Raw genomic sequence first — 23648 nt, 5'->3', positions numbered from 1 at the left:
CTTTACTTGCGCGAGTCCGGCGCGGTCTCGTCGATCCAAATCTCGTCATAGGGCTGGACCGCCAGTTCCGTCGCGTTGGGAACGAGGCCGTGGATCCACGGCTGGTAGGCCATGACCGCCTTGTTATAGTTGAAGAACCAGACGGGCGCGTCGTCCTGCACGATGTTGTTGGCCTGGCGCAGGAGGTCGTTCTGCTTGGCGGGATCACGCTCCTGCTGGGCCGCGTCGTAGAGCTTGTCGAAGTCCGCGCTCGCATAGCTCGTATAGTTGCAGGCCGATTGCGCCGTCTTGGAATGGTAGCAGCGCAGCGCGTTCAGCGGGTCGGGACCGGAGAGGTTCGACCAGATGAAGGCCTGGAAGTTGTTGGTCGTCACCGCCTCGCCGAGCGCCGAGCTTTCCACCGGCTTCGGCTTCACGGTAATGCCGACCTTCTGCAGCATCGGCAGGATGGCCTCGACGATCGGCACGCCCCAGCTCTCGTTCGGGCTCGCCGTCACCTCGAACTCGAAGCCGTCGGCATAGCCGGCCTCCGCCAGCAGGGCCTTGGCCTTTTCCGGATCGAAGGCATAGGCCGGCTTGTCCTTGTCGAAGGCCGGCGAGGAGATCGGCAGCCAGCCGGAGGCCGGATAGGCCTTGTTCTTGACGAGGCGTTCGATGATCAGCGGCGCGTTGATGGCATGGTTGATCGCCTGGCGCACCCTTTTGTCCTTGAAGGGCTCGAAGGCCGGATTGAAGCCGATATTGCGGGTATAGACCTCGGCGACTTCCAGCAGGTGATCCTTCAGCGCGTCCTCGCCCTGATAGGCCTGGTACTGCGTCGGGCCGAGGATCGAGACGTCGATCTCCTTGTTGCGGAAGGCGACGTCGCGCGCGGCGTCCTCGGCCATCAGCACGATGTTGATGCGGTCGAGATAGGGCTTGCCCTCCTCGTAATACTTGTCGAACTTCTCGACGACGACCTGCGAGCCCGGCACATGCTCCTTGAAGGTGAAGGCGCCGAGGCCGACGGGGGACTTGCCGAAGCTCGATTCATCCTCGACATTCGACGGATAGATGACCGTCGTGTTCTGCATCAGCGGGAAGCCGGGATTGATCGGGCCGGTATAGGTGATCTCCAGCGTGTTGTCGTCGATCTTCTTAAGGCCGGAAATCTCCTCGGCCTTGCCGGCGATATAGTCGTCCGCGCCCTTGATGTTGGCGATGAAGCTTGCGCCCGGGAAAGCGTTCTTCGGATTGGCGATGCGCTTGTAGCTGTAGATGAAGTCGTCGGCCGTCAGCGGCTTGCCGTTGTGGAAAACGGCATTCTTGCGCAGGTGATAGGTATGGACCGTGCCGTCCTCGGAAACATCCTCGGAATCCGCCAGTTCCAGCACCGGCTTGTTCTGGATCGAGTCCCAGCTATAGAGCGCGCGGTGGATCGCCTGGGTGATGAACTCTTCCTGCGTGTTGGGGCTCGCCTGCACGTCGAGCGTGGCGAAGCTCGATCCGTAGGGTGCGGTGAAGACGAGCGTTCCGCCCTGGCGTTCACCCGCGGCGAGCGCCCCGGAAGCCACGCCGAGGCTGAGCATTGCGGCCAGTGTCAGTGTCTTGAGCATGTCGTTCTCCCTCTCGTGCCGTTTTCGGCATCGTTTCAGTTCAGTCCGGCAGGCGTTTACCGCGCATCATGCACGACACGGCCTGCAAGCAGGGTCAGCAGGCAGCGCGTGCCTGAGAGAATGGTTTTCGGCTCCGCCGTAAGAAGATCGTTGTCGAAGACCGCGATATCGGCCCATTGGCCGGGCACGAGCCGCCCCTTCACGCCCTCGGCCTTCTGGGAATAGGCGCCGTATTCCGTATAGGCCTGCAGCGCCTCTTCCGGGCTCAGCCGTTCGGACGCGTCCATCACCGTGCCCTTGCCGGTCTGGCGCGTGATCATCGCGTAGAGATTCGGGAAGGGATCGGGCGAGCAGACCGGCGAATCCGAACCGGTCGAGGGGTTGAGGCCCATGCGCATCCAGGTGCCGATCGGGTAGGACGGCTTGCCGCGCGACTCCCCGAGCACGGAAATGTAGCTGTCGCCGAAATCGTGGATGAAGGCCATCTGCGGCGCGGGCAGGATGCCGGCGGCCTGCATGCGCGCATGCTGTGCGGGCGTGGAAAAGCCGCAATGCTCGATGCGGTGGCGGCGGTCGGGATCCGGGTTGGCGGCGAGCGCCTTTTCGTAAGCCGTGATGAGCTGTTCGATCGCCCCGTCGCCGATGGCATGGCAGACCATCTGGTAGCCGCGATCGTGGCAATCGCGAACGACCGCCTCGACCGTCTCGTCCGGCAGCATCTGCACGCCGATATTGTCGGGTTCGCCCTCATAGGGCTTCGTCATCCAGGCGGTGCGCCCGCCGGCCGAACCGTCGAGGAAGACCTTCACGCCGCCGACGCGCAGCATGTCGTCGCCGGCACCCGACAGCAGCCCTGCCCGCCAGGCATCCTCGACGATGGACACGCCGGGATCGCCGAGCAGCGTCAGCCAGACGCGCACCGGCAGGCGGCCGGACAGTTTTGCCATCTCATAGGCCTGGATCTCGGAGAACCCGGCGACATGGCCGACCGCCGCATCCATGCAGCTCGTAATGCCGAAGGAAAGCAGATGCCGCCCGGCCCGCTCGATGCCGTCGATCAGCTCCTCGGTGGTCGCCGGCGGCATGACGGCCTTGACGAGGTTCTGGGCGTTCTCCGCGAGAAAACCGTTGAGCTTCCCGTCGGTGACGCCGATCACGCCGCCATCGGGCACCGGCGTCGCCTCGCTGATGCCGGCAAGTTCCAGCGCGCGGGAATTGGCGATGGAGACATGGCCGCAGGCGCGCGTCAGCAGGACGGGGTGGTCGGGCGCAGCGCGGTCGAGATCGTCCCGCGTCGGATGCCGGCCGGTGTCGAGCTTGACCTGGTCGTAGCCGCGGGCGCGCACCCAGCCGCCCTTCGGCGTCGAAGCCGCGCGCTCGGCAATGCCCTTCATCAGGGCAGCCAGCGTCGGCGCGGCTGCGGGCGTCGCATCGACGAAGCCCATGGCGATGCCGGTAGCGATGAGATGCAGGTGGTTGTCGATGAGGCCTGGCGTCGCAAAACGCCCCGCAAGATCGATCACCTCGGTCGCCGGCCCCTTCAGGCTCAGCATGTCGGCCGTGCTGCCGGTCGCCAGCACCTTGCCCTGCCAGACGGCCAGGGCCTCGCTGATGTCCTCCTCCCGACCCCGCCAGATGCGGCCATTGGTCAGGATAAGATCGGCTTCAATTCCGAATGCCATGCACGGCTCCCCCCTGTCGGCACCGGCCAACCGGCGCCCTTTTTCTCCACCCGCAACGTGAAAGGTTGCGGCGGGCTTGGCCAATTCGGTTTTGGCACGACCCTATGCGAAATCGGCATACCCATTTCGATTGAATGACTTATGATCGCCTTCGCCGCGCAGAAGGCACCGGAGGGACGCGCAAATGGAGATCAAGTGGCTGGAGGATTTCGTGACGCTGGCCGACACGTCCAGCTTTTCGCGCGCCGCCGAATTGCGCAATGTCACCCAGCCGGCTTTCAGCCGCCGGATCAAGCAGCTCGAAGGTTGGCTCGGCGCCACGCTGATCAGCCGCGCCACCATGCCGGCCGAACTCACGCCCGCAGGGCGCAATTTCCTGCCCGTCGCGCAGGAGGCGATCCGCACCTTCTATGCGGCGCGGGAAGCGTTGCGCCCCGCGCATGAGCCTGGCCTCATCCGCTTTGCCGCCCTGCACACGCTGACGGTCACCTTCTTCCCGCGCTGGCTGAAGACGCTGGAAGGCGCGGGCGGCGCCTTCAGCACCTCGCTCATTCCCGACCGCGGCGGCATCGAGGCCAATCTCGACGCCCTTGTCGGCGACGAGGCGGATTTCTTCCTCACCTATGCCCATCCGGAGGTACCGTTCCATCTCGATCGCGGGCAATTCGCCTCGTTGACGGTCGGGCACGACCGGCTGGTCCCGCTTGTGTCGGCGGAGATCGCGGTTTCGGGCCAGTTGCAGCCCGGGCGCAATCTTCTCGACCGCGCCGTCGCGCAGCCGCGGCTTGCCATTCCCTATCTCAGCTACGGCTTCAATTCGTTCTTCGGCGTCGCGCTGTCGCGCCTCCTCCTGCGCCGCCCGCCCTTTCGCCGGCGCACGACCCATGAAAACACCATCAGCGCCGGGCTGATGAACATGGCGGTGACGGGCGCGGGCGTCTGCTGGCTGCCGGAGAGCCTTGCGCGCGAAGAAATGGAGGCGGGGCGCCTCGTGCCGGCCTCCGTGGACGAGGGCTGGAACCTCGACCTCGAAGTCCGCCTCTACCGCCATGCGGCGAGCCGGACCGGCAAGGTCGAGGATTTCTGGCGCACGGCGCGGCAGCTTCTCGAACGCGCACCGCCTGGTATCAGACTTTCAGGAAGAGCAGCGCCCTGAGGATCTCGGAGAAATCCCTGTGCTCGAAGGCGACGGCGCGGGGACCATGCGCCTTCGCACCGGGATACCACGCGGCCCGGTAGGCCTCGGTCGGCGTGCTGAACTCGATCACCACCTCGTAGTGATCCGCCTTTGCAGGAAGCGCCTGCGCGAAGTCGCCCGACAGCGCCGCCGCCACGCCTTCGCGGATGAGACGGCGCGACCAGGCGGGCGAGATGGATGTCGAGGCGCGGCCCCTGCCATCCAGCGTTTCCACCGTCGCAAGGCCGGGCACCATCACCCGCGCCTCCGCGCAGATGCCCACGTCCCCGGCGAGGAAGACCGACGGCACGCCATAGCCGGCCGCGCAGAGCGCGTTGAAGGTGAACTCGGACGCCACCTCGCCATTCAGCAGGAGCCGCGAGATGCGCAGGTTGGAGGTGTGTGCCAGCGGATTGCCCTCCGTGCCGGCCTTGGAATGGTAGCCCGTATAGATCGCGGCGGCAAAGCCGGCATCGATGCCGAACATCATCTCGTCCGGATGGCCGGACCAGCCGCGCACGATGCGGGCATAATCGGGCATACGGTCGAGGATGAGATTGCGGCCGCTGTCATGGGCATCCTTGATCACCACTTCCGTGGCGCCGGCGGCGCGCGCGCCCTCGCAGGCGGCGACCACCTCGCCCGTCATCAGCGCGCGGAACTCGGCCCAGTCCGGGTGGGTGCGCTCGGCCTCGTTCCAATGGGCGATGCCGGCCGTGCCTTCGATGTCGGCGGAGATGAAGACTTTCATGGGATGGGGCTCTCCTTCAGCCAGTCCGTGAGGGCGGGATAGATGCGGCCGCTGCGCGCCGGCGTGGCGGGGGCCGCGCAGAGCGCGTTCAGCACCGCCTCCTGTGTGGTCTCGGCGGCCGCGCGGAAGGCGATGTCGATATAGCTGTCGGACAGCCGCTGCTGCGTGGCGACGGGCGCAGGCGGATCGTGCTCGACCGGATCGGCCGTTGTGAAACAAAGGACGACGTCGCCGCTGCCATGGCCCCAGAAGGCGCCGAGCCGGGCAAGCCCCGCACCGCCGCGCCGGGCCACGCGCTGCAATTGCCGGTCGCCCAGCGGCAGGTCCGTCGCCATGACGACGATGACCGAGCCGCGCTCGGGGCTTGCCGGCCCCCGCGGATCGGGCCGGCGGCCGTCCGGCAGGACGAGATCGCCCGCCGCGCCGAAATTGGCGAGCACCAGCGTGCCGAGCGTATAATCGCGCTTGCCGATGCGCATCAGCCGCGAGGCGGTGCCGATGCCGGCCTTGAAGCCGAAGGCGGTCATGCCGGATCCGGCACCGACCGCGCCCTGCTCGACCGGTCCCGGATGCGCGGCATCGAGGGCCGCCTCGGCATCCGCGGGCGTCACGCCGAGCGCCTGGATATCGTTGATGCTGCCGTCGTTGCACTCGAAGACCAGCGCATTGACCGTCGAGGTCTTCCGTCCGATCGCCGGATTGGCGGCGATGGCGCGGCGGATCAGGGCCTCGGTGCAGGCGGCGACGCCAAAGGTGTTGGTGAGGAGGATGGGCGTCTCGATCGTGCCGAGCTCGGCCACCTGCATCAGCCCGGCCGACTTGCCGAAGCCGTTGACGACTTCGACCGCCGCCCGCGGCTTGACGCGGAAGAGATCGCCGGGATGCGGCACGATGGCCGTCACGCCGGTGAAGAGGCCTTCGCCGCGCAGCGAGCGATGGCCGACGGCGACCCCGGCAACATCGGTGATGGCATTGCCCGGCCCCGGCTCCAGCCGCCCCTCAGGGATCAGGCCCAGTTCACGCGCCGTCTTCATATCCGCCCCTTCCGGCATTCCAATCCTTGAAAAGATGACCTTTTCCGAGCGAGCCGCCTCGCCGGAAATGCTCTGGATTCTTGCTTTTACCGCATTATCCGACGCCGAAGCGACTTCGCTTTGGCTGGAAATGCTCTAGACCGAAACGCCGGCCGCTTCCAGATAGAGCGCCTGCAGCGCCCGCGTCCGGGGCCCGGGTTTTCCATCGCCGATCACCCGGTCGCCGATGCGCACGACGGGCGTGACCAGGCTGGAGGCGGAAGTCTGGAAGGCCTCCGCCGCATCCTGTGCTTCGGTGGGCGTGAAGGCGCGCTCCTCGATGTGCAGGCCCTCGGCGGCGCAGAGCCGCGCAAGGGCGCGCTGGGTACAGCCCGGCAGCGTGGCCTGCGAGGCGGCGCGGGTGAGGATGCGGCCGTCAGCGGTGATGAGGTGCGCGGTCGAGGAGGCCCCCTCCGTCACCAGCCCGCCCTCCACCAGCCAGACATCGTCGAAACCGCGGGCGCGCGCCGCCTGCTTGGCCATCACCTGGCCAAGCAGCATGGCGGTCTTGATGTCGCGCCGCTGCCAGCGCGGATCGGCGGCAAGGTCGACCGCAATGCCGTTCTGCTGCGCCTTGGTGCCGGTGAGGGACTTGGCCTGCGTGAAGCCGACGAGCCGCGGCGCCAGCGTGGCGGGATAGAAGAAGTCGCGGTCCGCCTCGCCGCGCGAGACCTGCAGATAGACGGTGCCGTCCTGCAGGGCGTTGCGGGCGATCAGTTCCGTCTGGACGGCCACGATTTCCGGCCGGCCGAGCGCCAGGGGGATGTCCAGCTCCTTCAGCGAACGTTCGAGCCGGGCGAGATGCAGGTCGTTGTCGATCATCCGCCCGGCGATCACCGCCGTCACCTCGTAGACGGCATCGCCGAACAGGAAGCCGCGATCGAACAACCCGATCCTGGCCTCCTCCTCCGGCACGAATTGACCGTGGACGTAGACGATCCTGCCCATCTGTTCCCCTTGCTGCGCCTGTGGCTCCTCGCGCCGAACATTGGTGCGACTTGCCGCGGCTGACCAATTCAATTTGGGCAGAATCCTATGCAAAAATCGCCTGAGGCTTTGTTTTGCAATGATTTAGGTGTTGTCATCGCACCGGGCATAGCGGATCCCACGGGCCAGCCAGCAGCCGAGCGTCAGGCCGGTGATATGTCCAGCCGCATCGCGCTCGGCCACCAGCGTCCAGTCCCCCGGCGCCGGCGCGTCCATCGAGCGGCGCGTCACGACGATCCAGATGTCGGGCCCGGCCGGCTGGACGATCTCGGGCCGGCCCGTGCCGAGGAAACCCTCGGCCCAGAGATAGGTCCCGCCGTCGCGGCATTCGATGACGATATCCGCCTCCAGCTCGGCGGAGCGGTAGCGGCCCGCAAGGCGCCTATCGCCGGCCGCCGGCGACGGTGCGACCGGCGCCAGCCTCTCGGCGTAATTTTCCTGCGCGCGCTGCATCAGGAGGTCTTCGCCCGCGCGGGATACCGTGACGGACGAGGAGGCAAGGCCGCCATCCTCCATCTGCGAAAGGCTTTCCGGCGACGTGCCGAAGCGCAGGATCGCCGCATCGAGGCCGGGCTCCAGCCGCGCGAGAAGTCCGGTCTCGCGGCTCATCCACTGCCCGCCCCAGCGCTCGCCGAGCGGCTGCGGGGCGGGGTGCGGCAGGCCGAGCGCGGTGCGCAGCAGCCGGTGTGCCGCACCATGCGCATCGCCGTGATGGTTGAACATCACCACGACCGAGAGCCGCGCTTCGGCCGAATAGGCCCGGTAGGCCCGGAAGCCGCGCAGGGCGCCGCTATGGCCGGTAAAGGCGACATCGCCGACGCGCGAATGCTGCAGGCCGAAACCATAGGCCGCGGCCGTACCGTCGCGGAAGGTCTGCGGCACCGCGATCCGGTAGAGGCTGTCCGGATCCCCACGCGTGGCATCGATCCAGCATTCATAGGCGATCATGTCGTCGAGCGAGGCGGAGATGCCGGCATCGCCCCGCCAGTAGATGCCGTTGTCCGCCGGAAGGTAGCCGGTGGCGTCATTGCCCTCGTAGCCGACCACGCCGTCTTCCGGCTGGCGGGTATCGGCGGTCAGCACCGCGCCGGCCATGCCGGCCGGCTCCCAGATGTACCGCGCATAGAGCGCCTCCAGCGTTTCGGCGGAGAACGCCTCCAGAAGATCGGAGACAAGGCGGAAATTGCCGTTGCTGTAGGAATAGCGCGTGCCGGGCGCAAAGTGCCCACTGCGCATGCGCTGGAACACCGATGCCGCGTCGTCGCGCGAAAAGGCCTGCTCGGCCCTGGCGCCGTGCAGCACGGTCAGCGCCCAGTAGTCGCGCAGGCCCGACTGGTTGTTGCAGAGATCGCGCACGCGCGGCAGCGGGCCTTCGAAATTCGGCAGGTGCACGGCAAGCCGGCCATCGAGTGCTTCCGGCGCACCACAGGCGGCGAGCATGGCCGCGCAGGTGAACTGCTTGGAGACCGAGCAGATCGGCAGCCGCGTCCCCGCCGTCATGGCCCGACGCGTGTCGAGATCGGAGAAACCCCAGGCACGAAGGGCGACGACCCGCCCTTCGCTGACCACGCCGGCGACGCCGCCCGGCCCCGGAAACCGCACAGCAAGCGCATCCATCTCCGCTTCGAGCCGTTTGCCGTCGATCATGCCCTGCCTGCCTTCCATCCTTGCCCCGCCCGGCGCTTGTCCTGCGGGGGATTGCTGCGAATCTCACCGGCGGCCATTGTTGCCATCCGCGGCGGCTTCGCAACTCGGCAAATCTGGCCGGCAGGGCATGCGCCGGTCAGTCGATGCCGTTGGCCCGCTGCATCTCGCGCACATAGGCGATGACGTTCCGGAGGTCGGCCCGCGTCATCGCCGGCTGGGGCGGCATGTCGCCGAACGTCCAGTGATGCGCCCGCACGCCGTTGACGACGGCCACCGCGAAGGCCTGGTCGCCGTGGTGCGAGGGCTCGTAGATCTCATGCACCAGCGGCGGCCCGGCCTCGGTTCCCGCGGCATTGGCGCCGTGGCAGGCGGCACAGACGGCGTTGAACGCCTTCTCCCCCATCTTCGCCGCCTCCGAGAGAGTGGCGGGAAGGGTGACCGCGACCATCACGCCTTTGCCGGTCGCTGCTTCGGTCGCCGGCGCCTCCCCGTCCCGGCGCGTCCAGATGGCGGCGGCGGCAATACCCACCGCAAGGATGGCGATGACGGCAATCTTCCCCTTGTTCATCCCGCCGGCCGAAGCCCGCTTTTCCGGTGCGCCGGGCGCAATTTTCGAATGTCCGCGCTGTTGATCGTTTCGTGTCATGGTTCCTGTCCTGATAGGAAGCCGGTCGCGGCAATCGCCGCCCGGCAAAGAGCTGTTTCCTGACGGGCAGGCCGATCGGCCACCGGGGCCGCCCCGCCGGCAATGCACGCCGCCTTCACGCCTCGACCCGGAACTCGGTCATCATGCCGGTCGCAAGGTGCGGCATGTGGTGGCAATGCAGCATCCAGCGCGCGGTCTCCCCCGCATCCAGCGCCACCGTGACCATCGACATCGGCGGCACGTAGACCGTGTCGCGCCGCGCGCCGGCAAAGCGGCGGGCATTGATCCCGACCACCTGGAAGGCATGGCCGTGCAGGTGCATCGGATGGCCCATCATCGACATGTTGTGGAAGGCGAGTTCCACCCGCTCGCCGCTTTTTGCGGCGATGGGGCGATGCTGGCCCGAGACCGCCCCGTCGATGGTCCAGGCATAGGGCTGCATCGCGCCGCCCAGCATGATCATGTGGCGGCGCCCGACCGGCCTTTCGGGCAGGGCGTCGATGCCGACAAGGCTCGCCTCCTGCGCAAGGTCGGTATCGAAGGCCGGCGCCACCCTTTCGGCGAGGGCGTCGAGCCTGGCGATCGTCGCGCCGGGCGTGGCAAGGACGATGCCGGTCCGCTCGCGGGCACCCTCGCGAAGGGCGAGCACCGGCCAGGCGCCGCCCTCGTTCGGCAGGTCGATCTCGATGTCGAGGCGCTGCCCCATGGCGACGCCGAAACGGGAACCCGCAAGCGGGCGCACCGGGTGACCGTCCACCGCGACGAGCTGCCCTTCCACCGTGCCGGTGTCGATCCAGAAGACCGTTGCGGCGGCGGCATTGATGACACGCAGCCGAACCCGCCCACCGCGCTCGACCGATACGACCTCGGGATCGGAAAGCGTGCGGTCGTTGGCGAGATAGGCATCCCAGTCGTAGTCGTTGAGGTCCATGGCCATGCCGCCCATGGTGCCCATTTCCATCGGCATCGCCATCGATCCCGCGGTTCCGGCACCGCCATGCATGCCGCCGTGGCCCATGCCCTGCATCGCGCCGGAGGCCGCGGTGCCGTGTCCGCCGGTGATCTCCGCCAGCACCTCTTCCGGCGCCTTGAAGGAGAAATCATGCAGGAAGAGCACCACCTCCTGCCGGTCGGCGGCGACGTCCTCCGGCCGGCGCACGACCAGCGGGGCGGCAAGCAACTGCATTTCCTGGATGGGAACGTGGCTGTGCATCCAGTGCGTGCCGGAAAGCGGGGCGAAATCGAAGCTGCGCGTCTCGCCGGGCGCAAGCAGCGGCTGCGGCATGTCGGGCACGCCGTCCTGCGCATTCGGCGGGATCTGGCCGTGCCAGTGCACGATGGCCGGGACGGGCAGGTCGTTGTCGAGGTCGACCCGGAAGCGCTGGCCGGGATCGAGGACAAGGCCTTGCCCGCCGGGACCGGCAAGGCCGAAGACGGTGGCGGCGCGGCCGTCGATATCGAGCGTGCGGCGCGTGGCGGCAAGCCGCAGCGGCGCGGCCGCCTGGCCGAAGGCGCGGATCGGGAACTGGGTTGCAGCGAGCGTCGCTGCGCCGGCGGCCAGGAAGCCGCGTCGGGAAAAGCATGTCATGGCATCACCTCGGGACGGACGTCCCGCTCAAAAACCTGGGAAATACGGCAGGCGCGGCCTGCCGCGGCTTCAGAGGCGGTGCGCTATGGGAGGTCGGTCGTTAAGGGCCGGCGGTGTCGAGACAAGGGCCGCGTCGGGATGGCGGCGATAGGTTTCACGCGGCATGGCAAGGCCTGCCGACATCCGCCCGGCCGGCAGGAACACGCCGACGCCCATGCAGACGAGATCGCACAGGCCGGGATCCATCTTGCAGGTCCTGTCGTCGGCACAGGACGCCTTTGCCATGGCGCCATGGTCCATCGGCTGCGTGTGGCTGGCCAGTTCCGTCGAGACGATCATGCCGGTCTCGTGCGCCGAGGCCGTGAAGGACACGACCGCGAACAGACACGCCGAAACGATGAGCACCAGATACCGCAGCATGACGCGAAAATAGGTGCCCGGCCCGGCTTTGTCCATCGGCGAGGCCGCGGGCAAAGTGCCGCGTGGCGTCCGACCCGGCGACAGACACTGCGGCGGCCCGGCCACGGCGATGGATTTAAGGGCAAAAGGCCTTTAATCCTCGCAGGCGACGGCCCGCAGCCGTGTCTTCCGACGGCCGGACCTTGCCGCTCGTCCGGATCGAGAACGAACCTATGAGGCCAGGCCAGGGAGTGCGCAGATGCTCGTCGGAATTACGATCTTGCTTGTTTTCCAGTTGATCGGCGAAGTGACCGCCTATTTTCTCGGCGGCTTCGTGCCGGGGCCGGTCATCGGCATGGCGATGATCGCCGTGGTCCTCACGCTGACCGGCGGCAAGCCGGTCCTCGAACCCGCCCACCGGCAGACCCTCGATACGTCGAGGGCGATCCTCGCCAATCTCGGCATCCTCTTCGTGCCGGCCGGGGTCGGCATCATCCAGCACCTCGACCTCATCCGCGACCGCGGCCTGGCGCTGCTCGCCATCGTGCTGCTCTCGACCGTCATCACGCTCGCCGTTACCGTCTGGATCTTCATCCTGGTGAAGCGGCTTTCCGGAGGCTATGGGAATGACTGACGGGCTCTGGGTCTATCTCGCCGCCTCGCCCCTGCTCTGGCTCGCCGCCACGCTGGTCGTCTGGCTGGCGGCCACCGGCCTTGCCGGGCTCAGCCCGGGAAATCCTTTGCTCAACCCGATCCTCTTCTCCATCGCCGCGATCGCGACGGTGCTCTGCGTCACCGGGATCGACTACGCCGCCTATTTCGAGGGCGCCCAGTTCATCCACTTCCTGCTGGGCCCGGCGACCGTGGCGCTCGGCATCCCGCTCTACGAGAAACTGTCGCTGGTGAAGAGCAACCTCCTGCCGCTGCTTGCCGCCCTCTTCGTCGGCAGCCTCACGGCGGTCGGCTCGACGGTGTTCTTCAGCCGGCTGTTCGGCTTCACGCCCGAGGTCGTCGCCTCGCTCGCCCCGAAATCCACGACTGCGGCGGTCGCCATGGCCATTTCGTCGGGCCTTGCGGGGGACCCGGCCCTCACCGCGGCCGTCGTCGTCCTCACCGGCATCTGCGGCGCGATCGTCGTGACGCCGATGATGAACGCCATGCGCATCAAGGACTACAGCGCCCGCGGCTTTGCCGTCGGCCTCGCCTCGCACGGCATCGGCACGGCGCGCGCCTATTCCGTGGATCCGGTCGCAGGCCTGTTTTCGGGGATCGCGATGGGGTTGAACGCGGTGCTCACGTCGCTCATCGTCCATCTCTTCCTGTGATCGCTCAGACGATGGCGATGATTTCGAGTTCCTGCGCGCCGACGGTCACGAGGTCACCGACGGCCTTGCCCATGAGGATACGGGCCACCGGCGCCACATAGGAGATCGAGCCGGCCTTGGGGTCGGCCTCGTCCTCGCCGACGATGCGATAGGTCTGCACCCGTCCGTCGGCGCGGCTGAAGGTAACCGTGCTGCCGAAGGAAACGACATCGTTGGAGGTCGGGGCGGCAACAAGCTCGGCGGTGCGGACCCGCTCGGCGAGATAGCGCAGGTCCCGCCCCGGACCGGCCGCCTGCCGCCGGCGCTCGTTGACGTCCTCGATGGCGTTCGCCGCCGCATAGGCCTCGCGGGCCTCCTGGAGTTGCGCCTCCAGCGCCTTCAGCCCGGCCTCCGTCACGAGATTGGGGTGCGGGGAAATCGCCCGTTCGGGCAGCAGGGTTTCCGCTGCCGTCTCGGCGCTTTCTTCCTTCATGAAGGCAACGCTCACACTCGAACTCCATCCTGGCGCGGTGGGCTCGCAAGCCCAGGCGCGCGTCAATTCCTGTTTGCGGGAAGAGGGCTTTCACCCCGGTCCTGCCGCGGCAGCGGTCATGCCTGCCGACCGCCCATGGCCCGGCGGCCTCGCGCACTGGAATCTACCCATCACCCGGGGACGGGTCAATTCCTCAAGGGGCAAGCCCTGCCCGGGGAGGCCATGCGCGAGAGGATCAGGGATGCGCCGAATGCGTCGTCGGATGCGCAATGGCGGATTCGGCGGCCGATATCGCCGGAGGCGAAGGTATGAGCATGCGCGCCTTCGCCGCGCTGTCCACCCCCGCATCCCCCGCAATCTCCACGCGGTTGCGGCCGTTCGACTTGGCACGGTAGAGCGCATTGTCGGCCCGGCGCAGGATGTCGTCGTAGCCTGCATCACCCGCGTGCAGGGAGGCGAGGCCGGCCGAGATGGTGATGCCGATTCTGCCGCCGTCGACGATGAAATCGCTTTGCTCCACCGCTGCGCGCATCCGTTCGGCAATGGCGAAGGCCTCCACCATGGCGAGATGGGGGAACAGCACGACGAATTCCTCGCCACCCGTGCGGGCGATCGTGTCGGGCGGGCGGATTTCGCGCAGCCGCTTGGCGACGTGGACGAGCGCCCGGTCGCCGGCATCGTGACCGTAGGTGTCGTTGATCGCCTTGAACTTGTCGATGTCGAAGACGGCGACGGCAAGGTCGCTGTTGTCGGCCCTTGCGGCAAGGAAGGCCGTGGCGCCGAGGCCGGCGAGGCTACGCCGGTTGGGAAGGCCCGTCAGGTAGTCCGTCGCCGCCGCCCGTTCGAGGCCCCGCCGCAGCCGGTCGGAACACATCAGGAGGAACGCCGTCGTACCCATGACGGGCAGCAGCGGCATCAGCATGGCGGACACGACATTCAGCCAGTTCCCGCCCGTCTCGACGGCGAAATCATCGGGGATGTCCGTGCCCAGATAGAGCACACCACGAACGGCCGAGTAGAGGGAAACGAAAAGGAACATGGCACCGAGGATCGTACGGGCCAGCGAGGCGTCACCGCGCCGCCTGCCCATGAGCACCCGCACGCACATCAGCATCAGCAAGGTCCACGCGATGGAAACGGCCACGATGCGAACGCGGAAATCCGGCGTGACGGACGAAAACCACAGCACACAGAGCGTCGCGACCGTCGCGGGGAGGAAATGCCAGGCCCGGACCTCCAGCCGGTGGAACATGCAGATCGCGACATAATAGGCCGTCAGGCCGAAAGCGAAGCCCGCATTGGCGATGGACAGCATGATCGGACGGGGCAGCGGCTGGCCGAAGGCGAAAACGATGCATCCAAGAGCGATGAGCAGCGTTCCAAGGCACCATTGGCTGGCAGACCCGCGCAGCCTTGCCGGCAGGTCGCGATGGATGACGGCCAGGATTGCGCCATTGGCCAGCACCATCACCGATACCGTCGTGAATATGGTTTTCGCATCCATCATGAACGCGCTTCCCCCAATCCGGAGATCATTGACCGTCGTCGCAGCAGGCGGCGCGGACGTTCGGCACCGAGCACCGCACATCGCGCGCACCCTATCCGCGAGGCCCTAAGAGCGCGTTTCGAGACGAGACCAACAGACCGTTAAGATGGCACCTCCATTTTTACGGCAACTGCCTGTCGCGGATGGATCGTCACGCCTCGGCATGCGCGTCCCGCGCCCGGTGGTGGCTCGCCCGGAACAGGGTGCGGGTATAGTCGTGGCACATGTCGCCGGCGCGAAGCTGCGCACGCGTCAGCGTTTCCACCGCCCGGGCATTCTGCATCACCATCAGCCGGTCGCACATGTAGGAGATGACCGCAAGGTCATGGCTGACGATGACGAAGGTCAGCTTCAGCTCCTGGCGCAACCGGTTGAGCAGGTTGAGGATTTCGGCCTGCACCGAAACGTCGAGCGCCGAGGTCGGCTCGTCGAGCAGCAGCACCCTGGGGGCGAGCGACAGGGCGCGGGCGATCGCCACGCGCTGGCGCTGGCCGCCGGAAAGCTCGTGCGGAAAGCGGAAGCGATGCGCCGCCGTCAGCCCGATCATCTCCAGGAGCTCGACCGTTCGGGCATCCACGTCGGGCATGCGGTTGATCAGCATCGGCTCGGCGATGGCCTGGCCGATCGTGTAGCGCGGATGCAGTGAGGCATAGGGATCCTGGAACACCATCTGCGCCACGCGCACGAGATCCTTCCGCCGCCCCTGGCGCAGGTCGATACCGGCGATGCGGATATCGCCGGTCCACTGGCGGTTGAGCCCCATGACGGTGCGCAGCACCGTCGACTTGCCCGAACCGCTTTCCCCGACCAGCCCGAAGCTCTCGCCGTTCTCCACGGCAAGGCTGACATCCTGCACGGCGACGGCGTTGCCGAAACGGACGCCGAGATTGTCGATACGGATCATGGGCGGGCCTCTCCCCAGCTTGCCTCGCGCGCAAGGGTCGGCAGCGGCGTCAGCGGTCCGTCGATGGCGGGCAGGCAGGCGAGCAGGCCCCGCGTATAGGGATGCACCGCCTCGTGCATGCGCCGCGCATCCAGCGTCTCGACGATCCGGCCGGCATACATGACCAGCACCCGGTCGCAGAAGCGCGAGACGAGGTTGAGGTCGTGGCTGATGAAGACGAGGCCCATGCCGCGGCGCTTGACCAGTTCGTCCATGATCTCCAGCACCTGCACCTGCACGGTGACGTCGAGGGCGGAGGTGGGTTCGTCGGCGATCAGCAGTTCCGGCTCGCGCACCACCATCATGGCGATCATCACCCGCTGGCCCATGCCGCCGGAGAGTTCGTGCGGATAGAGATCGTAGACGCGCTCCGGCACGCGGATATGTACCGCCTCCAGCACGTCTAACACTTTCCGGCGCACCTTCGCGCTCGGCAGCGAGCGATCGCCGAGCCGGATCGCCTCGGCGATCTGCGCGCCGACGCGCATGACGGGGTTGAGCGAGAATTTCGGGTCCTGCAGGATCATGCCCATGCGGTTGCCGCGCAGTTGCCGGCGCAGGCGGGGAGATGCCGTCAGGAGGTCGATGCCGGCGAAGGACATGGCGTCGGCGGTGACGTCGGCATGGCCCGGCAGCACGCCCATCAGCGCGCGGCTGGAAAGGCTCTTGCCCGAGCCGCTTTCGCCGACGATGCCGAGCTTTTCCCGGCCGATCTCGAAGGAGACACCCTTGACCGCCTCGATCGTCGCGCCGCCCTCGCCGGCAAAGGCGATGCGCAGGTTCTTCACGGTGACGAGCGGGTCGCTCATGCGCGCCTCCTCAGATGCGGGTCGAGCAGGTCGCGCATGGCGTCGCCCAGAAGGTTGAAGCCGAGGCTGACGATGAAGATCGCAAGGCCGGGCATGGTCGCCACCCACCACTGGTCGAAGATGAACTTGCGGCCGGTCGAGATCATCGCGCCCCATTCCGGCAGCGGGGGCTGGGCGCCGAGGCCGATGAAGCCGAGGCCAGCAGCCGTCAGGATGATGCCGGCCATGTCGAGCGTCATGCGCACGATCACCGAGGACAGGCACATGGGCATGATATGGCGGAAGACGATGCGGAATTCCGAGCCGCCGGCAAGGCGAACGGCATTGACATAGTCGCTGTCGCGCACGATCAGCGCCTCGGCACGCGCCAGCCGCGCATAGGGCGGCCAGGCGGTGAGCGTGATCGCCAGCGCCGCATTGACGATGCCCGGCCCGAGCGCGGCGACGAAGGCGAGCGCCAGCAGGAGCTTCGGGACCGCCAGGAAGACATCGGTGATGCGCATGAAGACCGCATCGAGCCAGCCACCCGCCGTTCCCGCCACCGCGCCGACGACGAGGCCGATCGGCGCCGACGTCGCCACGACCAGCCCGACGATGAGCAGGGTCAGCCGGGCGCCGTGGAGGATGCGGGAGAAGATGTCGCGGCCGAGTTCGTCCGTGCCGAGCCAGTTCTGCGCGCCCGGCGGCGAGAGGCGGCGCACGAGATCGGGAAGATAGGGATCATGCGGCGCCAGCAGCGGGGCAAGGATCGCGCACGCCAGCAGCACGCCGAGAATGGCAAGGCCGATCATGCCGAGCGGGTTGCGGGCAAAGCAGCGGGCGAACCTGCCGAACTCGCCGAGGCGCGCGCGCCGGAGCTGGCGGCGGCTTTCGGCATGGGTGAGGTTGGCGACGGTCATGGCGGCCTCCTACCGGCGGCGAAGGTTGGAGCGCGGATCGAGCATCTGGTAGACGACGTCCGAGACCATGTTGAGCAGGATGAACACGGCGCCGACCAGCACCGTGCCGCCGAGCACGGCATTGATGTCGGCCCGGAAGAGCGAGGAGGCGATGTAGTTGCCGATGCCCGGCCAGGCGAAGACCGTCTCGACGAGCACCGAGCCTTCCAGCAGGCCGCCATAGGACAGCGCGATGACCGTGACGAGAGGGATCGCGGCATTGCGCAGGGCATGCAGCATCACTGCCCGGTACTCCGTCGCCCCCTTGAGGCGGGCCGTCAGCACATATTCGCGCGAGAGCTGGTCGAGCATCATGGAGCGCGTCATGCGCGAGATATAGGCAAGGCTGTAATAGCCGAGCAGCGCGGCCGGCAGCACGATATGACTGAGGGCGTTGCCGAACACCTCCCCTTCGCCGGCTACCAAGGAATCGATCAGCAGCGACCCCGTCACCGGCGTGACGATGCCCTGGAAGAAGACGTCTATCTGGCCCGGGCCGGAGATCCAGTCGAGCCGGGAATAGAAGATGAAAAGGCCGACCAGACCGAGCCAGAAGATCGGCACGGAATAACCGATGAGACCGATGAAGCGGATGAGATAGTCCGGCCAGCGGTCATGCCAGTAGGCGGCCGCGACACCGGCCGGCACGCCGACCAGCGTGCCGATCAGGAGGCCGAGCGTCGCCAGTTCCAGCGTGGCGGGAAAGAAGCCGGCAAGGTCCGACAGAACCGGCCGGTTGGTGACGAAGGAGGTGCCGAAATCGCCCTGCACCAGCTTGCCGGCATAGAGCAGGAACTGCTGCCAGAGCGGCTTGTCCAGTCCCATTTCGAGGAAGACGCGCTGATAGACCTCCTCGCTCGCCTTCTGCCCCACCACGGAGAGCACCGGATCGATCGGCACCAGGCGGCCGATGCAGAAAGTGAGCGCGACGAGGCCGAGGAGCGTGATGCCCACGGTCAGGAACAGGGTGACGATCCGCCCGGTAAAGCCGAGGACCCTCTGGAAAAGAACTGCCGGCACGAACCCCTCCGGTTTGCTTGCCCTGGACCTGCCTTCGGCCGCGACCGGACCGAAGCCCCGTCGCGGCCGAAACCTGGACCTTACGCCTACTTGCTGACGTTCCAGTAGCGGTCGTCGGAGAAGGTCTGGCCGAGGACCAGGCCCTTGACGGAACTCTTCACCCCGACCTTGCGCACCTGCTGGAACATGTAGAGGAAGGGCGAGGTATCGGTATGGGTCTTCTGCAGGGCCTCGTACATCGCCCGGCGCTTGTCCGTGTCCTGCTCGCGCACCGCGGCCATCGCGTCCTGCGACAGTTTTCCGGCATCCCAGCCGAAGCGGTCGGCAAGCCCGGTGGACCCGTCCGGCGCGTCCTTCTGGTTGACGGCGAAGGCCTTGCCGTTGGAATGCGGATCCGGATAATCCGGCCCCCACAGGCCGAACCAGATGTCGAGGCTCGCCGAACGGTAGCGCTCCAGCCATTGCTGGCCGTCGACCACTTCCAGGTTCAGCTTGACGCCGGCCTGCGCCATGGTCGCCTGGATGGCCTGGGCGAAATCCGTATAGGGCGGCGTGTTCCAGACGACGGAATCCAGCGTGAATTCGCCGGAGACGCCGGCCTCGCCGAGCAGCGCCCTGGCCTTCTCGATGTCGAGCTTGTAGGGCTTGTAGTCGATCGCCCCGAGGAAGCCCTTCGGCACCAGCGTCTGGTGCACCTCCATCGTGCCGCGCGAGATCGTATCGGCGATGCCCTGGTAGTCGACGAGATATTTCAGCGCCTCGACGACCTTCGGCCTGGCGAGGTACTCGTTCCGCACGTTGAGGCCCATATAGTAGATGGTGCCCGAAACGCCCTCGACGAAGCCGATATCCGGATTGCCTTCCAGCGCCCCGAAATCGTCCGGGCCGAGCTTGTTGGCGATGTCGATGTCACCCTTTTCCAGCAGCAGGCGCTGGGCAGCGCTTTCGGGGATGTGCTGGAGGAAGATGCGCTCCAGGCCGCCGCTCTCGCCGGTATAGTTGGGGTTGCGGGTCAGCATGATCGACTGTTTGGGCTCCCAGCGCGTCAGCACATAGGGGCCGGAGCCGGCGGAATTCTCCGCCTTCAGCCAGGCATTGCCGAAGTCGCCGTTCACCTCGTGCGCCTGCACCAGCTTGGAATCGACGATGCCGCCGACATAGGAGGAGAGGCAGTAGTAGAGGAAGGACGGCGCATAGGTGTCGCCGATTTCGATGATCAGCGTCATGTCGTCGGTCGCCCTGATGCGCTCCTCGACGTTTTCCGGCGAGAAGCCGAACTGGGTGAGAATGAACGCCGAGCGCGACTTCATCGCGACGACGCGGCGCAGCGAATATTCCGCGTCCTTCGCCGTCACCGGATTGCCGGAGGCGAATTTCAGCCCCGGGCGCATCTTGAACGTATAGGTCTTGCCGTCCTCGGAGGCCGTCCAGGTCTCGGCGAGCACGCCGATGATCTTGCTGGAATCGTCGGGCGCCACGCTCACCAGCGGCTGGTAGATCTGGTTCGCCGCCAGCACGCCGCCCACTTCCGAGACCTCGCCCGGATCCAGCGTGATGATATCGTCGATGGCGTCGGCCACGACGAGCGTGTTCTTCGGCGTTTCGGCAAGAACGCTGGTCGATGCCAGCGCCAGCGCGATCATCGCGCCGCCTATCAGTCTTTCTACGCGCATGTTTCCTCCTCCGGCCGGGCAGGATCTCCTGCTGCCGGCCGCTCCCGCGTTGCCGTTCGTGAAATGCCTCCCGCCCCATGATCCGGTCCGCGCGCCTCGGGCACGGAACCGGCAGGGCGGCCCCAGATCGAGCGACCTCCACCGCGCCCTTCCAGAACTTTAGCTATACTAAAGTTCTGGAAGGGCGCTTGTCAATCGGTTTTGCAGGCGCTTCCGACAAACGATCGAAAGCACCCGCCGTCAGCGTTCCGGGATGATGCGCGTCGTGCCGACCCAGAGCTCCCGCGCCTCGACGGTGCCGACATTGCGCGCCCGGTGCGGCAGGGACGAGGGAAAATGCAGCGTATCGCCCGCCTTCAGCAGATAGTCCCGGCCGCCGACCTCGTAGAGCATCTCGCCCTCGATGAGATAGAGGAAGTCCTCGCCCTCGTGGCGCGTCAGTTCCGAGACATAACCGGGCGGCATGTGGGTGATGCAGCTATTCAGCCGGGCATCGGGAAAGCCGCGCTGCAGGATCTGGTAGACCCGCTCCTCGGCATCGATGCTGCAGCCGCGCCGCTCGCTGGCCCTGGAGACCATGGAATGGGCGGGCTGGGGACCTTGCGGCAGGAAGGCCTCCACGCTGATGCCGAGCGTGTTGGCGACATTGTAGAGCGAGATCAGCGAGGGCGTGGAGAGCCCGCGCTCGATCTGGCTGATGAAGCCTTCGCTGAGCCCGGCCTCCTGCGCCACCTCCTTCATCGTCTTGCCGATCGCCTTGCGCCGCTGGCGCAGCGCGCGCCCGAGCGAGGTCGCGGAGGGCGGTTGGGTCGGGGAACCGGCGCCCGCCGCCCGCGCCTCCCGTTCATCGAAACTCATGCCGTCTTTCCGCGCTGTGCTGCCTGACCAGGATACTTTAGTATTGCTAAAGTTAATTGTGCAAGCGGGAAAATGATGAAGAAGGTGACCGGAGGGGCGCAGGCCCTCAGGGTGCCTCGAACTTCACCATCGTGCCGCCGCCGGTCGCCTGATCGGTCGGGAAGACCTCGACGCGGGCGACATCGACATGGGCAGGCAGCGCGATCACGTCGTGGACGATCTGCGCGATGTTTTCCGGCTGGATGGGGCGGTAGCCGTCATAGAGCACGGCATTCGCCTGGTCGCCGGGAAGGGAGGTGCGGTAGAGCGCCGTCTGGACGCGGCCGGGCACGATCTCGCTCACCCGCACGCCGGTGCCGAGGAGGTCGCAGCGCAGGTTGTCGCAAAACAGGCTGAGACCCGCCTTCGAGGCACCATAGGCACCCATGTTCGGATAGGGCGCCCGGCCGCCGCTCGAGCCGACATAGAGGAGATGGCCGCGCTTGCGCGCCACCATGCCGGGCAGGAAGACCCGCGTCAGATGCATCGGCGCCTTGAGATTGACGTCGATCATCGCGTCGATCTCGGCGGGGTCTATGTCCTGGAAGGCCGCGCGGGTCGACAGGATGCCGGCATTGTTGACGAGGATGTCGACCGCGACGCCCGCCAGCGCCTCGGCGATGCGCGCCGTATCGCGCACGTCCGCCTCGACGGGGATCGCCCCGCAGCGTTCCGCCAACCCGGCAAGCGCCGCCGCGTTGCGGCCGACGGCGTAGACCGCCAGTCCCCGCCCCCGCAGCATCGGCACGATGGCCTCGCCGATGCCGCTGGTCGCCCCCGTGACGACGGCGACGCGGTTTGCGTCAGACATAGATGTAGCCCCCGCTGACCACGACATTCTCGCCCGTCGCATAGGTGTTGCGACTGGAAGCCATCATGACGATCCACTCGGCCATTTCCACCGGCTCAGCCGCGCGGCCGAGCGCGCTTGCCCTGGCAAGCTCGGGCAGGAAGCCGAGTTCCCTGGCACGGTCCGTGGCAAAGCCGGCCGGCGCGACGGAGTTCACGAGGATCTGGTCCTTGGCGCATTCCTGGGCGAAGGACTTGGTGAGGCTGACGACCGCGGCCTTGGTGGCGGCATAGTGAGCGTTTTGCGGATGCGCCTTGAAGGCATCGACCGAGGTGACGTTGACGATGCGGCCGGTCACCTCCGGCGGGGTCACGAAACGGCGCATGTGGCGCACCGCCGCGACCATCATGTGATAGGTACCCTTGATGTTGATGGCGTTCTCCAGGTCCCAGTCCTCGTCGGTGATGTCAAGGATCGGCTTGCGCGGATAGATGGCGGCGCTGTTGACGAGGGCATGGACGCGGCCGAGCTTTTCCGCAACCGTCGCGAACCCGCCATGGGCCGTCTCGGCCCGGGAAATGTCGGCAACGGCGGTCGCCACCTCGGCGCCCATCGCCGAGAGCGCCGCCGCGGAGGAGGCGAGCAGCGTTTCGTTGCGGTCGATAAGGCCGATCTTCGCAGCGCCCCGTTCCACCATCAGCCGGGCCGTGACGAGACCGAGCCCCGAAGCGCCGCCGACGATGACAACAGACTGGTCCTGCATGCTCCATCTCCTCCGCGATTTTCGCGGCAACACCATATTGGTATGTTATCACTTATATGCTAACTTTGCCGAAAAGCAAGCTGCCTCCCGAAGGCCGCCCGCCGGCGTCCTTCCTCTGGAGAAGCCGGCTGTGTATGATATGTGATAAATGAAAACCCGGGAAAGGCTGGATCGGCATGTCGATCATCACGCAGCGCGGCAACCTCGCGGAGATCGTCGTCGCCAGGCTCGCCGAGCGGATCGACTCGGGCCTCTATCCACCCGGTGAGAAGATCCCGTCGAGCGCCCAGCTATGCGAGGAATTCGGCGTCTCCCGCACCGTCATCCGCGAGGCGCTGGCCTCGCTCAAGGTGGCCGGCCGCGTCATCGCACGGCAGGGCGCGGGCGTCTATGTCACGGAGAAGGATGCGCGGGCGCTGAACTTCGAGATCAGCCGCATCGACGACATCCGCTCGGCCATGCAGATCCTCGAACTGCGGCTCGGCGTCGAAATGCAGGCGGTGGCACTGGCCGCCCAGCGCCGCACCCCGGAAGCCCTCGCCGAGATCGCCCGCGCCTTCGACCATATCGAGACGCTCGACACGAACAATGCCGAGATCGAGGCGCGCGCCGATTTCGAGTTCCACCTCGCCATCGCCAAGGCGACGCGCAACCCGCATTTCCCGCGCTTCCTCGAAGCCGTGATGGGCGAGATCAATCTCGACCTGGTTCTCAAGCACCGCCAGTCCGGCCCCGCCTCGAAGACCTATCTGAAGAAGATCAACCGCGAGCACGCCGCCATCCTCGCCGCCATCACCCAGGGCGACCCGAAGGCCGCCAAGCAGGCGCTGGCCGCCCATCTGGAGGAAAGCCTCGACCGCTACCGCACCCTCCTGGACGAGCCGGCGGGCAGCGAAGGGGACGATTGAGGGGCCGGCGCGCGCATCG

23 protein-coding genes are annotated in these 23648 nt (G+C 66.9%); 4 read left to right on the top strand and 19 right to left on the bottom strand.

What is annotated here, in order from left to right:
• Positions 1-2: 2 nt before the first annotated feature.
• On the bottom strand, positions 3-1595 hold the full coding sequence (locus shn_RS23035) for an ABC transporter substrate-binding protein (RefSeq protein ID WP_064332859.1): 1593 nt from the start codon (positions 1593-1595) through the stop codon (positions 3-5).
• A gap of 56 nt (positions 1596-1651) precedes the next feature.
• A complete protein-coding gene (locus tag shn_RS23030) occupies positions 1652-3277 on the bottom strand; it encodes an amidohydrolase (RefSeq protein ID WP_064332858.1) in 1626 nt (541 codons plus the stop codon).
• Between the two features lie 184 nt (positions 3278-3461).
• Between shn_RS23030 and shn_RS23025 the strand changes: the two genes are divergently transcribed.
• Positions 3462-4433 carry a LysR family transcriptional regulator gene (locus tag shn_RS23025; RefSeq protein ID WP_064332857.1) on the top strand — a complete coding sequence of 324 codons (972 nt, stop codon included), beginning with the start codon at positions 3462-3464 and terminating at the stop codon, positions 4431-4433.
• On the opposite strand, the gene shn_RS23020 is transcribed toward shn_RS23025, so the two are convergent.
• The 7 genes from shn_RS23020 to shn_RS22990 all read right to left on the bottom strand — a co-directional run bounded on the left by shn_RS23020 (position 4405) and on the right by shn_RS22990 (position 11602).
• Positions 4405-5205 carry a M55 family metallopeptidase gene (locus tag shn_RS23020; RefSeq protein ID WP_064332856.1) on the bottom strand — a complete coding sequence of 267 codons (801 nt, stop codon included), beginning with the start codon at positions 5203-5205 and terminating at the stop codon, positions 4405-4407. The genes shn_RS23025 and shn_RS23020 overlap by 29 nt on opposite strands.
• Positions 5202-6239: a P1 family peptidase gene (locus shn_RS23015; RefSeq protein WP_064333261.1), complete on the bottom strand. Its 1038-nt coding sequence runs from the start codon at positions 6237-6239 to the stop codon at positions 5202-5204. Before shn_RS23015 ends, shn_RS23020 begins: the two co-directional genes overlap by 4 nt.
• 135 nt (positions 6240-6374) lie before the next feature.
• Positions 6375-7226, bottom strand: coding sequence for a D-amino-acid transaminase (locus shn_RS23010; RefSeq protein ID WP_064332855.1), 852 nt, complete (start codon positions 7224-7226; stop codon positions 6375-6377).
• Positions 7227-7349: 123 nt separating this feature from the next.
• Positions 7350-8930: a D-aminopeptidase gene (locus tag shn_RS23005; RefSeq protein ID WP_245337448.1), complete on the bottom strand. Its 1581-nt coding sequence runs from the start codon at positions 8928-8930 to the stop codon at positions 7350-7352.
• 118 nt (positions 8931-9048) lie between these two features.
• Positions 9049-9558, bottom strand: a complete 510-nt coding sequence (locus tag shn_RS23000; RefSeq protein ID WP_371328616.1) for a cytochrome c — start codon at positions 9556-9558, stop codon at positions 9049-9051.
• A 115-nt stretch (positions 9559-9673) separates the two neighbouring features.
• Positions 9674-11146 carry a multicopper oxidase family protein gene (locus shn_RS22995; RefSeq protein ID WP_064332853.1) on the bottom strand — a complete coding sequence of 491 codons (1473 nt, stop codon included), beginning with the start codon at positions 11144-11146 and terminating at the stop codon, positions 9674-9676.
• 69 nt (positions 11147-11215) lie between these two features.
• Positions 11216-11602, bottom strand: a complete 387-nt coding sequence (locus shn_RS22990) for a hypothetical protein (RefSeq protein ID WP_064332852.1) — start codon at positions 11600-11602, stop codon at positions 11216-11218.
• Between the two features lie 202 nt (positions 11603-11804).
• Here shn_RS22990 and shn_RS22985 point away from each other — a divergent pair, with 202 nt between their 5' ends.
• Both shn_RS22985 and shn_RS22980 read left to right on the top strand, forming a co-directional pair.
• Positions 11805-12179, top strand: coding sequence for a CidA/LrgA family protein (locus tag shn_RS22985; protein WP_064332851.1), 375 nt, complete (start codon positions 11805-11807; stop codon positions 12177-12179).
• Positions 12172-12870 (top strand): LrgB family protein, encoded by a 699-nt coding sequence (locus tag shn_RS22980; RefSeq protein WP_145926035.1) that lies wholly within the window; start codon positions 12172-12174, stop codon positions 12868-12870. Before shn_RS22985 ends, shn_RS22980 begins: the two co-directional genes overlap by 8 nt.
• Before the next feature lie 4 nt (positions 12871-12874).
• Here the strand turns inward: shn_RS22980 and greA are convergent, their stop codons facing one another.
• The 10 genes from greA to shn_RS22930 all read right to left on the bottom strand — a co-directional run bounded on the left by greA (position 12875) and on the right by shn_RS22930 (position 22721).
• A complete protein-coding gene (greA, locus tag shn_RS22975) occupies positions 12875-13357 on the bottom strand; it encodes a transcription elongation factor GreA (RefSeq protein WP_064332849.1) in 483 nt (160 codons plus the stop codon).
• 220 nt (positions 13358-13577) lie between these two features.
• Positions 13578-14849, bottom strand: a complete 1272-nt coding sequence (locus tag shn_RS22970; protein ID WP_064332848.1) for a diguanylate cyclase — start codon at positions 14847-14849, stop codon at positions 13578-13580.
• A gap of 190 nt (positions 14850-15039) precedes the next feature.
• Entirely contained in the window at positions 15040-15792 is a 753-nt protein-coding gene (locus shn_RS22965; RefSeq protein WP_064332847.1) for an ABC transporter ATP-binding protein, read from the bottom strand.
• Complete coding sequence (locus tag shn_RS22960; RefSeq protein WP_064332846.1) at positions 15789-16640, bottom strand: ABC transporter ATP-binding protein; 852 nt, start codon at positions 16638-16640, stop codon at positions 15789-15791. Before shn_RS22960 ends, shn_RS22965 begins: the two co-directional genes overlap by 4 nt.
• Positions 16637-17539 (bottom strand): nickel transporter permease, encoded by a 903-nt coding sequence (gene nikC, locus shn_RS22955; protein WP_064332845.1) that lies wholly within the window; start codon positions 17537-17539, stop codon positions 16637-16639. The genes shn_RS22960 and nikC overlap by 4 nt, the downstream gene beginning before the upstream one ends.
• A 9-nt stretch (positions 17540-17548) precedes the next feature.
• Positions 17549-18598: an ABC transporter permease gene (locus shn_RS22950; protein ID WP_064332844.1), complete on the bottom strand. Its 1050-nt coding sequence runs from the start codon at positions 18596-18598 to the stop codon at positions 17549-17551.
• A gap of 86 nt (positions 18599-18684) precedes the next feature.
• Complete coding sequence (locus tag shn_RS37120; protein ID WP_064332843.1) at positions 18685-20271, bottom strand: ABC transporter substrate-binding protein; 1587 nt, start codon at positions 20269-20271, stop codon at positions 18685-18687.
• A 240-nt stretch (positions 20272-20511) separates the two neighbouring features.
• A complete protein-coding gene (locus tag shn_RS22940) occupies positions 20512-21129 on the bottom strand; it encodes a cupin domain-containing protein (RefSeq protein ID WP_064332842.1) in 618 nt (205 codons plus the stop codon).
• Positions 21130-21235: 106 nt separating this feature from the next.
• Entirely contained in the window at positions 21236-21979 is a 744-nt protein-coding gene (locus shn_RS22935; RefSeq protein WP_064332841.1) for an SDR family oxidoreductase, read from the bottom strand.
• Positions 21972-22721, bottom strand: a complete 750-nt coding sequence (locus shn_RS22930; RefSeq protein WP_064332840.1) for an SDR family NAD(P)-dependent oxidoreductase — start codon at positions 22719-22721, stop codon at positions 21972-21974. Before shn_RS22930 ends, shn_RS22935 begins: the two co-directional genes overlap by 8 nt.
• A 176-nt stretch (positions 22722-22897) precedes the next feature.
• On the opposite strand from shn_RS22930, the gene shn_RS22925 reads away from it, so the two are divergent.
• Positions 22898-23629: a FadR/GntR family transcriptional regulator gene (locus shn_RS22925; RefSeq protein WP_064332839.1), complete on the top strand. Its 732-nt coding sequence runs from the start codon at positions 22898-22900 to the stop codon at positions 23627-23629.
• Positions 23630-23648: the final 19 nt, after the last annotated feature.

Origin of the sequence: Shinella sp. HZN7 (assembly GCF_001652565.1) — a bacterium.
Classification (GTDB): domain Bacteria; phylum Pseudomonadota; class Alphaproteobacteria; order Rhizobiales; family Rhizobiaceae; genus Shinella; species Shinella granuli.
This window is presented reverse-complemented; position numbering and strand designations above follow the sequence as displayed.

Excerpts from the sequence above, each read along its gene's own strand:
- shn_RS22930 (WP_064332840.1), bottom strand. The coding sequence starts at position 22,721 with ATGCAGGACCAGTCTGTTGTCATCGTCGGCGGCGCTTCGGGGCTCGGT.
- shn_RS22960 (WP_064332846.1), bottom strand. The coding sequence starts at position 16,640 with ATGAGCGACCCGCTCGTCACCGTGAAGAACCTGCGCATCGCCTTTGCC.
- shn_RS22925 (WP_064332839.1), top strand. The coding sequence starts at position 22,898 with ATGTCGATCATCACGCAGCGCGGCAACCTCGCGGAGATCGTCGTCGCC.
- shn_RS22985 (WP_064332851.1), top strand. The coding sequence starts at position 11,805 with ATGCTCGTCGGAATTACGATCTTGCTTGTTTTCCAGTTGATCGGCGAA.
- shn_RS23015 (WP_064333261.1), bottom strand. The coding sequence starts at position 6,239 with ATGAAGACGGCGCGTGAACTGGGCCTGATCCCTGAGGGGCGGCTGGAG.
- shn_RS22995 (WP_064332853.1), bottom strand. The coding sequence starts at position 11,146 with ATGACATGCTTTTCCCGACGCGGCTTCCTGGCCGCCGGCGCAGCGACG.
- shn_RS23030 (WP_064332858.1), bottom strand. The coding sequence starts at position 3,277 with ATGGCATTCGGAATTGAAGCCGATCTTATCCTGACCAATGGCCGCATC.
- shn_RS23020 (WP_064332856.1), bottom strand. The coding sequence starts at position 5,205 with ATGAAAGTCTTCATCTCCGCCGACATCGAAGGCACGGCCGGCATCGCC.
- shn_RS22935 (WP_064332841.1), bottom strand. The coding sequence starts at position 21,979 with ATGTCTGACGCAAACCGCGTCGCCGTCGTCACGGGGGCGACCAGCGGC.
- shn_RS22990 (WP_064332852.1), bottom strand. The coding sequence starts at position 11,602 with ATGGACAAAGCCGGGCCGGGCACCTATTTTCGCGTCATGCTGCGGTAT.
- shn_RS23010 (WP_064332855.1), bottom strand. The coding sequence starts at position 7,226 with ATGGGCAGGATCGTCTACGTCCACGGTCAATTCGTGCCGGAGGAGGAG.
- shn_RS23025 (WP_064332857.1), top strand. The coding sequence starts at position 3,462 with ATGGAGATCAAGTGGCTGGAGGATTTCGTGACGCTGGCCGACACGTCC.
- shn_RS23005 (WP_245337448.1), bottom strand. The coding sequence starts at position 8,930 with ATGGAAGGCAGGCAGGGCATGATCGACGGCAAACGGCTCGAAGCGGAG.
- shn_RS22970 (WP_064332848.1), bottom strand. The coding sequence starts at position 14,849 with ATGATGGATGCGAAAACCATATTCACGACGGTATCGGTGATGGTGCTG.
- shn_RS22980 (WP_145926035.1), top strand. The coding sequence starts at position 12,172 with ATGACTGACGGGCTCTGGGTCTATCTCGCCGCCTCGCCCCTGCTCTGG.
- shn_RS22940 (WP_064332842.1), bottom strand. The coding sequence starts at position 21,129 with ATGAGTTTCGATGAACGGGAGGCGCGGGCGGCGGGCGCCGGTTCCCCG.
- shn_RS22965 (WP_064332847.1), bottom strand. The coding sequence starts at position 15,792 with ATGATCCGTATCGACAATCTCGGCGTCCGTTTCGGCAACGCCGTCGCC.
- shn_RS23035 (WP_064332859.1), bottom strand. The coding sequence starts at position 1,595 with ATGCTCAAGACACTGACACTGGCCGCAATGCTCAGCCTCGGCGTGGCT.
- shn_RS23000 (WP_371328616.1), bottom strand. The coding sequence starts at position 9,558 with ATGACACGAAACGATCAACAGCGCGGACATTCGAAAATTGCGCCCGGC.
- nikC (WP_064332845.1), bottom strand. The coding sequence starts at position 17,539 with ATGACCGTCGCCAACCTCACCCATGCCGAAAGCCGCCGCCAGCTCCGG.
- shn_RS37120 (WP_064332843.1), bottom strand. The coding sequence starts at position 20,271 with ATGCGCGTAGAAAGACTGATAGGCGGCGCGATGATCGCGCTGGCGCTG.